The sequence below is a fragment of the Bacillus sp. mrc49 genome (assembly GCF_002803435.1).
Genome location: NZ_PHNG01000476.1, coordinates 43,970 through 56,676, shown reverse-complemented (window position 1 = coordinate 56,676; position 12,707 = coordinate 43,970). Strand labels below are relative to the sequence as shown.

The following is a 12,707-nucleotide window of genomic DNA, read 5'->3' as shown; positions in this document are numbered from 1 at the left end:
GCATCTATAAATTTCTAATATTTACTGTATCATACTAAATTTGGATTCAGAAGAAATTAGCTCGAATCAAATCATCGTTATTATTAGGATTAAATCAGGATAATTTTTACTAACATGCCCCTTTCGTTCCATAAGAAAAAGGCTGCCGCAGCAACCCCTGTTATTGAAATAATGCACCACCCTTTAGTTTATTATCATTTATTTTAAAGATGCATGAAACAAATAACAGACACTGTGAATTGATTGCAGGGAGACATAACAATCAAGCATAGGATAAGGGAGTATGTGAGCAACTTAATGACCATATTCAAGAAAAAAAAATGCCCCCCCATTTTCAAATAATGGAGGCAAGCTCAAAAACCGCTTCCTGCCTCCTGCACTTTCCGACAAAAAAAAGACCGAAATATTCAAATCGGTCTTTACTCCAAACCAAACGCCATTGATCTTTTCAAGCACTGACCATGAACTTCTTAATGAAGCTAAACGGATCTATTGGTCAGAAAAATTATTCTTCATCATTTTTTGCCGTTTTATCTTTAGACAAAAACCAGCCACCCAAGGCAATAAGAAGCATGACTGACCAAAAGATTATATTCCAGATGGGACCCTCTACAAAATCGTGTGAAATGATGTGCACGGATGGATGCGCGAGGGTATGCATCAGTAACTTGACCCCAACCCAGCCGACAAGTAACATGGCTGCAGTCTCTAGACTCGGGCGCTCCGTCAATATCTTAACGAAATAACCTGCTGCAAAGCGGATGACAATCAAGCCCGCTATCGCACCTAGCAGGATCACGATGAATTTAGCTCCATCCATGCCACCGATATTCCCCATCGGCGTATCCGGCAACGCCAAAACAAGAGCGACTGCCGCTAAAATCGAATCAACGGCAAAGGCGATATCGGCCAATGCTATTTGCGTAATGGTCATGCGGTAGCTTTTCCCTTTTTTATCATTTTCCTCATGATCCCTTTTCAGTAAATGTTTCAAAGAAATGAAAATCAAATACGCTGCACCGATCGCTTGAACTTGCCAAACGTGGAAAAGGTATGAAATGATGAAAATGGCACCAATCCTAAATATAAAAGCTAAAAGCAATCCAATATTAATCGCTTTTTTTTGCTGCTCCTCTGGCAAATGCTTTGACATGATGGCTAATACCAATGCATTATCAGCAGATAATAAACCTTCTAATAATATTAAAATAATTAACACCCATCCATACTCCAGTAATAAAGTAAGTTCCATATTAGCCCCCTAAGTGATTCATTCATAAACCTATAAGAAAGCTACCCTGTCTTAGATCCCAATTCGATCGAAGGATAAAAGTCATTCCGGCTTTTTCTTCACTAAATATTGTCCCATTGAAGCGGATTTCTTATTCAAACTCTCCTGTCACGATACTCGGCAACTCTATACTATATTCCTTTATGCTTACACTAAGTTCCATTCACTTAATCCATAATTTTTGACCGATGTAAATTTTGTTTGGATCTTCAATCCCGTTAAGACGGACTAACGATGTTACGGTCGTTTCATATTTTTTGGCAATCCTGCTAAGCGTGTCGCCTCCCTTTACGATGTATATGGATGATGGTTCTTCGTAATCACTCGACCTAGCGGGTGCCTTTAAGGCATTTATAGTCTTGGAAAAATCTCGATAGGCAATATTTAAATCCACCTTCGTCCCGATGCCATCCACTTTTCCTGAATCGGAATGCTGCCAAATGTCTGCGCTCCGTCCCAGAATGCTGTTGTAGCGGGCAATCCACAAGGGATAATTAGCCAACCTTGATTCATCCAACGCATTTTCAAGAAAGGATTTTCCCGTATAAAGCATGGCAGCATGCCCGGCTTGTTCAACTGCTTCCAGAAAAGCAATGGCCGCATCCGTCAGTGCATGTTTTCCTGTCGCTTTTTTATTCTCTTCAAGGTCAAGCACCAGAGGATAATTTAAATCAATGGAACAAATCGCATCCAAAAAGTAGGCGGCCTCAGCCCTTGCTTCTGCCACATTGGAAAATTTGGCATAATGATAAGCCCCCACCTTCAAACCCGCCGCCAAAGCTTTGGGGGCATTTTCCTTGAAATAGGAAAGCTTAGAATAATTCTCTCCCTCCGTTGCTTTGATGAAAACAAACTGAACTCCATCCTTTGCAACCTTCCCCCAATGGATTGCACCCTGCCAATGCGATACATCAATGCCCTTTATATGTGTCATCTAATCACGCTCCTCTTGTTCAATCATATTGATATGTATTCGTTCACCACAATCATATCTGATTATGTTATCAAACTCTTCTCTTCTATTTTAGGTGTTCGTGTTATTATCCATACCCCATTTCCCGTCCTCTAGACACATACTGTACAGACAGCATAGACTGGAAACTTTCAAGGAAGAGGGATTGTTTCCATCGTGTAATCGCTAATCTCTTCCGACCATCTCTTTCATCTGTCATTTTAGCGTAACGAATATAACCCAAACAGGCTTCATATGATGAGGGGAACAATAGTTGAAAATTAAAGGAGGATGTGTAATGAGTAAGCAAGTGGTTGGAATATATGAAAACGGTGAAGAAGCAGTAAAAGTGGTAGAAGAGCTTTTGATACAAGGGTATAAACGTGATGAAATATCCATTGTTGCAAAAGATCGCAAGGAAACAAAAGTGATTGAAAGAAAAACGGGTACGAAAGCCGAAGAAGGATTAGCTACAGGTGCCGCAACAGGGGGAGTTATTGGCGGGGCGGCAGGTCTTCTTGCCGGTGCGGGTGCATTGGCCATTCCAGGAATCGGACCCCTGCTTGCCGCTGGACCGATTGTATCTGCACTGGCTGGAGTGGCGGTAGGGGCAGGAACCGGTGGATTGGCTGGTACCTTGATTGGATTGGGCATTTCGGAAAGAGCCGCGGAAAGATACGAGACTGGTATAAAAGCCGGGAAAGTTTTAATATTAGTGGATAATGATATTAAAGAAGGTCCCCCTACTTACAGGAGATGAAGGTAAAATACACATAATCATTTTCCATTAAGCCTTGTTTCATGAATGTAAGGGCAACAAGTAAAAATATTGATGACTTCATTTTCTTTTGATTATTTCGTGGCCGTCCTTCATCGGAGGGCTTTTTTTGTACATAATATTTTTTATTACGAATGGAAAGGATTATCGTTTCGGAACGATTTTTTATCGCAACTAGTGGCGGACTCTTTGACTAATTAGAGTTTGACAAAACTCATACATCCTTTTAATATATATTTATCTTGATAACAAAGATATTTTATAATCAAGAATCTCGAATAAATTAAATTTCATTTGATGGCATTGCCTTTACTTGATGGAAAGGAGCATTATCCCGAATTTGCAAAAACAATCTCAAGCGGCGGAATCACCCATTTCTCCCGAAAGACCAGCACCATATACGGTCCTGGTCAAGCAATTTTGCATAGCACATATATTTTATTCAGAAAAATTTTTGTTGGGTGAATTGGAGGAATCATAAGAGATGGAAAAGAAAAATAAGGCGGGGGTCATCATAGTGGCGTTGCTGCTGGCAACCCTGATGGCCTCAATGGATAACACCATAGTGGCTACGGCAATTGGAACGATCGTAGGAGATTTAGGGGGCTTTGACAAATTAATGTGGGTGACTTCTGCCTATATGGTGGCAGAAATGGCTGGTATGCCGATTTTCGGCAAATTATCGGATATGTATGGACGAAAGCGTTTCTTTATCTTCGGCATCATTGTTTTCATGATTGGTTCTGCATTATGCGGTACAGCAGATTCAATCATTCAGCTAAGCATTTACCGCGCAATCCAAGGTATCGGCGGCGGTGCTCTCGTGCCCATTGCCTTCACGATCATGTTTGATGTGGTTTCTCCGGAGAAACGAGGCAAAATAGGTGGTTTATTTGGTGCCGCGTACGGTATTTCCAGTATTTTCGGACCGCTTCTTGGTGCATATATTACGGATTATATCCATTGGTCTTGGATTTTTTACATCAATTTACCAATAGGGCTGATTGCATTCATCATGATTTCGTTTTTCTACAAAGAGTCCGTGGAGCATTCCAAGCAGAAAATCGACTATCTTGGCGCGTCAACACTTGTCGCTTCCATTCTTTGTTTGATGTTTGCCCTGGAACTTGGAGGAAAGGAATATCCATGGAACTCCAGTATGATTTTTGGTTTATTCTTTGCCTTTGCCCTGCTTATGATTGGTTTTATCTTTGTCGAACGACGGGCAGAGGAACCTATTATTACCTTTGGGATGTTCAAAAACCGCCTCTATTCAACTAGTAATGTAATGGCCATATTCAGCGGTGCAGCTTTCATTACGGCCTCTGTCTACATTCCGATCTTTATACAGGGGGTATTTGGCGGTTCTGCTACGAATTCAGGCCTTGTCCTTCTTCCCATGATGGTAGGGTCTGTCATTACAGCTGCAGGAGGCGGTTTCTTGTTGTCCAAGTTTACTTACCGGACCATCATGATAGCAACGTTAGCGCTTCTCGTTGCAGGAATCTCATTGCTCACTACATTAACAACCGATTCCACTCGCTTCACCGTCACGATTTATATGATTTTAATCGGTCTAGGAATAGGATCTTCCTTCTCTGTCCTAAGTAATGCAGCAATCCATGGGTTTACCTCAAAGCAGCGCGGATCTGCCAGCTCAACGCTCAGTTTTACGCGTGAACTGGGAATGGCATTGGGCATTACCATATTCGGCATAATCCAAAGCCATCTGTTTACAAATAAATTAACCTCCATGTTCAGCAGCGGCGGTACTGGGCAGGATGGTTTACAATTAGGGGATCCTAGTAAAATATTGACTCCTGAAACTCGTGAAAAGATTCCACCTGAAATCTTGGATAAAATGACAGAGGCATTGTCCTCATCACTCGTTCATACGTTTGCATGGGCAATCATCCCATCCGTCCTCGCGCTTGTGGCCGCAATTGCCATGAGCAAGGAGAAATTCGATCCTGCATCCGAACTTGAGGAATTTTCAGATTTACACGAACGGTAAAAAGCAGCAAAAAATCAAAACGTAAAGGTTGAATGGTCAATCCCTTGTCAAACAAGGGATTGACTATAAAAACGACAGGCCTTAATGCTCTGGTTTACGTTCCGCCCCACCAGGCTAGAGCCAACGACGTCTATCTCGGCTTGAAGACTATCACATTTCCCCTCATGAAACCTCCACTTTCAATAAATATCCCTTTACACCATGAATAATCCGCAGGAAAAAAATGCAGATGGACCAAATAATTATTCCTGTAAATGGAATGATAAGATTATTATGTAAAGGAGTGATAAAGTGGAAAAACAAAACCAAACGATTGAGACGCTGAATAAATTTTTACAAGGGATATACATGGGTGTACATAGCTATGAACACTTTATAAAAAAACTGCAACATACTTCATTGAAAGATTCTTTCATTTCCATTCAGAAAGACCAAAAAAACCATGCAGCCATCATTTCTGAGCGAATTCAACATTTGGGCGGGACACCTGTAACGAGTGAAGGAATGATTGGAAAGGTTGAAGGCGCAATCGGAAATTTATTCGAAAGGAACCACACTGATGAGGAAATCATCAAACATGCCATCAAAGGTGAAAATATTTATGGGATTAGGATGTCCGAGGACCTCGTAAGGGATAAGCTTGATGAAGAAAGTCTTGACCTGGTCCATAAAATTCTTGATAAAGACCGGGAACACGTGGATTTCCTAAAGTCTCTTTTACATTCCTAAAATGATGAAGAGAGCTAATTTCAACTCTCTTCAAGAAGCCTTATTTCATTTTGAGTGTTCATCGGCAGCATATATAACCTGCCTCTTACATTATGTAAGCTACTGACTCATATCAGTAGCCCATCACATTTTATCCAAGCATGGATGTTGCGTTTGTCAATTTTTATAATTGGCAAACATGTCCGTGTTGTCCGGAACATTTTCTAAATAACTGATTTTGCCATCATCATTCAATCGAGCTATATCTTTGCCAGTTTGCGTGAATACCGATCCCGATGACCGTTTGCCACACACCGCCCACGGTGTTTCAAAAAGATCGGTTCCTTCTACTTTTTTCCATCCTTCAAACATATGTTTAATATCACTATTTTCTTGGAATACCATCTTAACGAACAACTTCCAGTTTTCCATTCCCTTTTTTTCATGACCATTTAGGATGAAAACAATATCGTCCGAAAATAATGACACCAATTCTTCCATAGCTTTTTCACTTGTTCTTGATTGATCAAATAAATCAAAATATTTCTCTAAATTTTTCATTTCCATAATCTCCTCATCACGATGATATAAATCTTAACCTCTATAAAACCATTTTTTCATTCACAACTTTTTTTAACATTTGCAAATTTTCCTTAGGACATTTTTTGTTTATTTCTTCAGTCAGAGATGCGATGGTTTCACGTTTGAGAATGGTTTTCCACGATGTCTCCGCCTCTTCCATCAAATCTGATAGCAAGCAAATATCTTTCTCCTTCAAATTAAGCATGTCATGAAAAATGCCACTTGAGGAATATAGGGACTGCTTCCCTTCTACTGCAAGATAAACGTCATATATACGTATATCTTCGGGACGTTTTTTTAATTTAAACCCCCCTTTTATACCGGGAACGGAGGTCAGCAGATCAGCACTGACTAATTTCCTTAATATCTTTTGGAAATAAGTTGCTGATCCCCCTAATTGCTGACTGATCACGTCTCCAGACAATACAGCTTTTTCCGGGAGAAAATTAAGCAGCAACATGGCATAAACGGATTGCTCGACCCCTGTCTTCATATGCAATCAACATCAACTCCTCTATGTTTTTCTAGTATGAAAATATAATCATTTTGTACTCCTGTATAAAGAGGATAAACATTATCCACTTTATACACATAATACATTATTATTATAATAAAGTAAAATTCGTTCCCTCTTAACCTAACGCCCATATAAGGCATTGATGTGCATGAAAATAAAATTTTAATGCACAGAACACCTAAAATTGTTAATATCCCTTGAAATCAGTACGATAAATTAACGAATGGTTACTTTTTTCGAATGGCAACGGATATGGGGAGCTTAGTATGTAAGCCTTCACATTCCTGTCAAGCAGTATTCCCCTTCTTTTTGCATGTCAATTGTTTGTCAACGACACAAAAGATTCTTATAAAGGCAGGTTTGCAACTATGTTAAAAATGAAAAATCTCAAAAGTACACAACTGTTGGAAGAAAGCGCTGTATTAGCCGCCATTGAAAGATCACTTTCCATGATTGAATTCGATAAAGACGGGCACGTACTTTGGGCTAATGAAAATTTTGCTAAAACGATGGGATACAGAGTGGATGAAATGCCAGGTCTCCATCATAAAAGATTTTGCACAGAGGACTTTGTAACAAGTATCGCTTATGAGCAATTTTGGAGAAATCTACGCAACGGAAAAAGCTTTCAGGAAAAAATAAAACGCATCACGAAATCAGGACAGGAAATATGGTTGGAGGCTACATATACGCCTGTCCTCGATCATATCGGTAAGGTTTGTGCCGTCGTAAAAATAGCAACGGACATTACAGAAAGAGAAAAGAATGCGAGGGATGTGGCATCACGACTGCAGAAAATGGCGGAGGAACTGCATGAAAAAGCTGAACTTGGCTTCACAAGAAGTCAGGAAGCGTCCGTTGCAACCAGTAAGCTTGTGGCTGGATCAAAAGAGAATATGGAAATCCTCGAAGCTCTTAAACTCCAAGCCCAATCGATTAGGAGCATTGTAAAGACGATTCGTGAAATAGCTACCCAAACCAATCTCCTTGCATTGAATGCTGCAATAGAAGCCGCTCGTGCCGGAGAACATGGGAGAGGGTTCAATGTAGTGGCAGGTGAAGTCAGAAAGCTTTCAAACCGGGTTCAAGACTCGATCCAGGAAGTCAATTCCCATGTAGAAGGCATTACGGCGGAAATAGCTAAAATTAGTAAAGTAACCGCGCAATCAGAAGAGGGTATCATAAATAACCAGACATTCAACGAACAGGTTGTCATGGCGTTTAAAGAAGTGGAAAGCGCCTCCACCCAGCTGGATAGAGAGGTTAAATCCTTTAAAGAGATATTCTGAACATTTTTGATCGTATCGATAATGTAAGGTTCAGCTCAATTTTTTTCCGTCCTACTCCCAGTAAGGCTGATACTGGGAGCATCACTCAAAGCTCTTACTTTCATTTTCTGACCAGAAGATACATATTCAGCTTTAACATAAAACCAACCTAGAGATAATGGAATTTAGTCAATATGAATAGGAATAATGGAATTGAAATCATGGAAATGATTGTCGTGATTATCGTTGTAATGGCTCCCAGTTTATCGTTCGCACCATATTTGCCGAACAGGATGGGAGCTAAAGTAAGAGCAGGCATCATCGCTTGGATTAATAAGGTTTCCGAAAGGAGTCTGTCCATTTCCATCATTTTTATTAGCGCAAATACAACCAGGGGCAAGACAACCAGTTTAATGACGGCCGGAATGAATATTTTGCTTTTGGCAGACTGGAATTGCGATTTGGTTATGGACATGATCAACAGCCCAATGTAAAACATCGCTAACGGTGATGCCAGTGCAGCCAATTGGTTTGTTAAGCTGACAAAAATATGGGGTGGGTGATAATTTGCAAAAGCAAAACTCAATCCAAGCACTATCGCCACTGTAGGCATATTAATCATGGACTTCACAGAGGAAAGCGAGAAGGATTTGGATTTTTGCAGGATCATCACACCTACTGTCCAAATGACCATATCCATGCCGGCATCGAAAATGGCTGCATACATTGCCCCCTCTGGTCCTAATATAGTGGCACATAATGGAATGCCGATAAATCCGGTATTCCCCAAGCCTGATAGCAGGGAAATTTCCCGACGGAATGCGTTCCCAGGGCTGCAAAGGGTAACCAGCAACCCGCCAATTCCGATTCCAAAAAGGTTGATCGCTAGAGAAAGAATAAAAACGATCAAGATATTCCGTAACATATCTTGGTTGATATCCACTTTGAAGATACTTGATAAGATGATACACGGCATGGCCACATTAACGATAATCATCGAATACGTTTGCTTGTTGTGTTCATTAAGGGGGTTCAGGTACGAGAGGATCACCCCCACCAAAATCATTAAGCCGATCAAAAGTACCGATTCAAACACAATAGAGTAATCCACTTCTCATCCACATCCTACCTTATGATCATAAGCTGCTATAAAAACTAACATCTCCATGATCAAGTTTCACCAATGCTGATTTCGTAAGTAAACCCTGGATATGAAAAAACTACCTCATTACAAGTAACGTTTTGTTTGGAGAAAATCATATCATGATGAATACGCATTCAAAACCAACGGAGCATATTCGCTTCATTTAATAGATTTTCTGCTGAATCTCTAATTTATTGAATGCGTATTCAAACTTGTTTCAACTCACATTTCTTCGCTTGTTTCGATATTATACTGCTTTCTAATCGCTATCTTAATAGGGTACGTAAAATCTGTCAATACTAAATATTCGAAATTTTGATCCTCCTGCCACCAAAAACCGACTCCCTTTTCAGGGAATCGGCTCCAATCAAAGTCAAGAAATAACCCAACGGAACAACATGAAAAAAGTGACACCGGAGAGGACCGTTACTAATAAACTACGTGTCTTTATCGCAATTAAAAAAGTCGGAATGGCAGCTAATAGCTGGACATTATCGGTTATTGAAGAAAACTTCCCATCATGAACCAATACTTCCTGGCTTATCAATGCAGCCATGACCGATATGGGAACATAATTTAACCAACGCATCCCCCACTCTGGTAATTCGATACGGCTAAGGACCATTAGTGGAACGACCCTTGGAATGAAAGTAACAATAGCCGCTCCTGCAATAATCAAAAAAACACCCCATCTTATTTCCATTTTTCCACCACCATCCCTATCGTCGAGGCCATGATCGTAGCCACAATGATTCCCATACTGCTGGACATGACAAAGGAGCAACCCACCGCAATCACAACCGCTATTATGGCCACAGCTATATCCGTTTTGATTTTATTTCTGCCTAATATGGACAGGACGAGAATGCCGATGAACATGGCTGGCAGGGCAAATTCAAGACCGAATTTTTCCGGATCTGAAATCCATTGGGCCAGAAGAGCCCCTGCGATGTTGGCAAAAAACCAATTTAAGTAGGCGGTAATATTGAGGCCATGCATCCAACTTTCATTGATTTGATTTTTTTTCGCCGTTTGGTTAATGGCGACACCGAATGTCTCATCCGTGAGCAGCGACCCTACAAGGATGTTCCTCAGCGGTGAGAGATGGCGAAAATACGGGGATAGCGCGGCACTAAGTAAAAGGTGACGCAGGTTGACAAATAATATGGTGATAATGATGGCTGTGGGAGAGCTGCTTGCCGCAATCATACCCGCCGCAATGAATTGGGCAGAACCAGCATAGAGAATTAAACTCATCAAGGCAATCTCGGCTATGCTTAATCCTGCTGTCTTTTGAACAACGCCAGCAGCTAACCCAATACTTAAATAGCCAAGCAACGTTGGGACGCAATCTTTCACCCCTCTCATAAAACCATCTTTATCTCGTGGTGATGCAGTATCCACTTGGACGTTCTCTAAACTCACCTTATAACCTCCTTACTCTACATTTTTTTACTCGAAGCTATGTATACATCAACTAAAACGGGCCGATGCCCAATAACGATAAGGACAGATTTTGTTGTCCAGAGAGCTTCATATTCTTTGGTTTACTACAATTATATTAGTAGTTAGTATAATACTAACTTAGTAAACATTCAAACCTTTCTGAATCATGCAACTTCAATAAAAAAAACGCCAGCCTTTCCTAAACAAATGGAAAGGCTGGCGTTTTCATAAGATATTTTCATGAATACTTAATAATGCGCCAATAACAAATACGCTATTTTATGGATCAGCGCAAATGTGATTGATGGTAAGGTGACGAACCTCTATACACCCGTTCAGCACACCAGACTAGCTTCTTTGCTGTCTTTGAAAAAGATTATTCCGGACTTCAGGCCATTCGTTAGCAACTATCGAATAATAAGCGGTGTCCCTTATGCCGCCGTCACTTGCAGGGATATGGGCCCTGCGTACACCTTCAAAAATGGCGCCTAGCCGTTGAATGGCGGTACGCGAACGTTCGTTTCGAGCATCGGTCTTCAGCGTGACCCTAATCGTTTGCCATACGTCAAATGCATGAGCAAGCATCAATAGCTTGCACTCCGTGTTTACACCAGTTCGCTGGGCAGAGGCTGCATACCAAGTATTGCCTATCTCGGCAACGGTCGGGGGATTGTCATCGGTAGGTATGGTTCCTTTCGATGCGCCTGAAGGCGGCAACTCGAGCACTTCGAGATCAAGAAACCTGGTCGATCCGACAATTCTGTCCGTATCATTACGGCGAACTACGAATGGTAATACACTCCCTTCCGAGTGTGACTTTAGGGCACTTTCAATATATCGTTCTGTTTCTTCCCGTCCATTGGGTACCTTGGTATAAATGTAGGTGGACCTATCTTCTGACGCTGCCGCGCAAAGTTCATGGACGTGTTCGACCGTCATCGGCTCCAGGCAGACCAGATGACCACGCAATGTTACTGGCTTTAACATGATAGCACCGCCTTCATTTTTTTGTTCATTCATAATCGATTTCCATTCAAATTCGAACCTACAGGAATGCCACGGTATATCATAAGCTAATTTTCCCCGAAATAGCTGGATAAAAAGTAAATTCCACTTTTGAGGTTGTAATTCCTTCCTTTACTCATCCATTTAATTTTAATTTGATTCCCATCCCCCTTTGCCATCAATGGTATATTTTTTTTTTTGAATAGGCATTTAAAAAGATGCACGGCCGAACCCATGTAAAAATAAAAATATGTAATTAATTTCCGATTTTTTAAAATAGTTAAATTAATGTATGAAATGCTGGTTTTATATTATAAGATAATGATTATCATATTTTTTTGGAGACCGAATGAAAGGGGATATCAAGATGACATTTCTGCGGTACCTTTTTTTATTTTCAGGCTTCATCCTTTTTGGTTTGGGAACCGCGCTAGCTATCAAGGTCAGCTATCTCGGCTTGCATCCATGGGATGTTTTGAATGTTGCATTGCATGATAGACATGGATTGACGATAGGAACTTGGGGCATCATATGCGGTCTCGTACTCGTTTCCATTTCTTTCGTGGTGGACCGGCGCTATATTAATATTGGCACATTCTTGAACGCTTTATTGATTGGCCCCATAATCGATTTTTTCTTGTGGTCGGATATCCTCCCCGAAGCCTCCCATGAATGGACGGATTATATGATCCTGTTAGCTGGTATCGTCATTACTGGTGTTGGAGGAGGTTTATATGTAGCAGCAGGTATTGGAGCCGGTCCAAGAGATGGATTCATGCTTTCGCTCGCGGATAAGACGCGTTTATCGGTCAGCCAGGCACGGGTAGTCGTGGAAAGCTTAGTGCTTTTGATCGGCTTCCTCTTGGGCGGCCCGGTTTTTGTCATGACGTTTATCTACACGTTTATCCAAAGCCCGGTTTTTCAGCATTCTTTAGTTTTATTTCGAAAGCTGCTGCAATTGGCCCAACGGAAAAGCAATGGTTCCGGATTTGTTGCATGAAA

13 protein-coding genes and 1 pseudogene are annotated in these 12,707 nt (G+C 41.0%); 6 read left to right on the top strand and 8 right to left on the bottom strand.

What is annotated here, in order from left to right; translation table 11 throughout:
* Nucleotides 1-505: 505 nt before the first annotated feature.
* Complete coding sequence (locus CVN76_RS04110; protein WP_100530399.1) at nucleotides 506-1,252, bottom strand: TerC family protein; 747 nt, start codon at nucleotides 1,250-1,252, stop codon at nucleotides 506-508.
* A 202-nt stretch (nucleotides 1,253-1,454) separates the two neighbouring features.
* Entirely contained in the window at nucleotides 1,455-2,225 is a 771-nt protein-coding gene (locus CVN76_RS04105; RefSeq protein WP_100530398.1) for a GH25 family lysozyme, read from the bottom strand.
* A 316-nt stretch (nucleotides 2,226-2,541) separates the two neighbouring features.
* Here CVN76_RS04105 and CVN76_RS04100 point away from each other — a divergent pair, with 316 nt between their 5' ends.
* The 3 genes from CVN76_RS04100 to CVN76_RS04090 all read left to right on the top strand — a co-directional run bounded on the left by CVN76_RS04100 (nucleotide 2,542) and on the right by CVN76_RS04090 (nucleotide 5,764).
* A complete protein-coding gene (locus CVN76_RS04100; protein ID WP_061141766.1) occupies nucleotides 2,542-3,003 on the top strand; it encodes a general stress protein in 462 nt (153 codons plus the stop codon).
* A gap of 502 nt (nucleotides 3,004-3,505) precedes the next feature.
* Entirely contained in the window at nucleotides 3,506-5,035 is a 1,530-nt protein-coding gene (locus CVN76_RS04095) for an MDR family MFS transporter (RefSeq protein ID WP_100530397.1), read from the top strand.
* 291 nt (nucleotides 5,036-5,326) lie between these two features.
* Nucleotides 5,327-5,764, top strand: a complete 438-nt coding sequence (locus CVN76_RS04090; protein WP_100530396.1) for a DUF2383 domain-containing protein — start codon at nucleotides 5,327-5,329, stop codon at nucleotides 5,762-5,764.
* A 156-nt stretch (nucleotides 5,765-5,920) separates the two neighbouring features.
* Here CVN76_RS04090 and CVN76_RS04085 read toward each other — a convergent pair whose 3' ends face one another.
* The gene (locus tag CVN76_RS04085) at nucleotides 5,921-6,304 is read right to left on the bottom strand and encodes a nuclear transport factor 2 family protein (protein WP_100530395.1); all 384 of its coding nucleotides are present in this window, start codon (nucleotides 6,302-6,304) and stop codon (nucleotides 5,921-5,923) included.
* Nucleotides 6,305-6,344: 40 nt separating this feature from the next.
* On the bottom strand, nucleotides 6,345-6,824 hold the full coding sequence (locus CVN76_RS04080) for an RrF2 family transcriptional regulator (protein ID WP_100530394.1): 480 nt from the start codon (nucleotides 6,822-6,824) through the stop codon (nucleotides 6,345-6,347).
* Between the two features lie 386 nt (nucleotides 6,825-7,210).
* Between CVN76_RS04080 and CVN76_RS32295 the strand changes: the two are divergent.
* Both CVN76_RS32295 and CVN76_RS32290 read left to right on the top strand, forming a co-directional pair.
* Nucleotides 7,211-7,600 (top strand): annotated as a pseudogene (locus CVN76_RS32295) (PAS domain-containing protein); the annotation flags it as partial.
* A gap of 39 nt (nucleotides 7,601-7,639) precedes the next feature.
* The gene (locus CVN76_RS32290; RefSeq protein WP_232732096.1) at nucleotides 7,640-8,131 is read left to right on the top strand and encodes a methyl-accepting chemotaxis protein; all 492 of its coding nucleotides are present in this window, start codon (nucleotides 7,640-7,642) and stop codon (nucleotides 8,129-8,131) included.
* 148 nt (nucleotides 8,132-8,279) lie between these two features.
* On the opposite strand, the gene CVN76_RS04070 is transcribed toward CVN76_RS32290, so the two are convergent.
* The 4 genes from CVN76_RS04070 to CVN76_RS04055 all read right to left on the bottom strand — a co-directional run bounded on the left by CVN76_RS04070 (nucleotide 8,280) and on the right by CVN76_RS04055 (nucleotide 11,687).
* Entirely contained in the window at nucleotides 8,280-9,221 is a 942-nt protein-coding gene (locus tag CVN76_RS04070) for an AEC family transporter (RefSeq protein ID WP_100530392.1), read from the bottom strand.
* Nucleotides 9,222-9,627: 406 nt separating this feature from the next.
* The gene (locus tag CVN76_RS04065) at nucleotides 9,628-9,957 is read right to left on the bottom strand and encodes an AzlD domain-containing protein (RefSeq protein ID WP_100530391.1); all 330 of its coding nucleotides are present in this window, start codon (nucleotides 9,955-9,957) and stop codon (nucleotides 9,628-9,630) included.
* Nucleotides 9,948-10,679 carry an AzlC family ABC transporter permease gene (locus CVN76_RS04060; RefSeq protein WP_100530390.1) on the bottom strand — a complete coding sequence of 244 codons (732 nt, stop codon included), beginning with the start codon at nucleotides 10,677-10,679 and terminating at the stop codon, nucleotides 9,948-9,950. The genes CVN76_RS04065 and CVN76_RS04060 overlap by 10 nt, the downstream gene beginning before the upstream one ends.
* Nucleotides 10,680-11,048: 369 nt before the next feature.
* Complete coding sequence (locus tag CVN76_RS04055) at nucleotides 11,049-11,687, bottom strand: GNAT family N-acetyltransferase (protein ID WP_100530403.1); 639 nt, start codon at nucleotides 11,685-11,687, stop codon at nucleotides 11,049-11,051.
* Nucleotides 11,688-12,066: 379 nt separating this feature from the next.
* Here CVN76_RS04055 and CVN76_RS04050 point away from each other — a divergent pair, with 379 nt between their 5' ends.
* Nucleotides 12,067-12,705 carry a YczE/YyaS/YitT family protein gene (locus CVN76_RS04050; protein WP_100530402.1) on the top strand — a complete coding sequence of 213 codons (639 nt, stop codon included), beginning with the start codon at nucleotides 12,067-12,069 and terminating at the stop codon, nucleotides 12,703-12,705.
* Nucleotides 12,706-12,707: the final 2 nt, after the last annotated feature.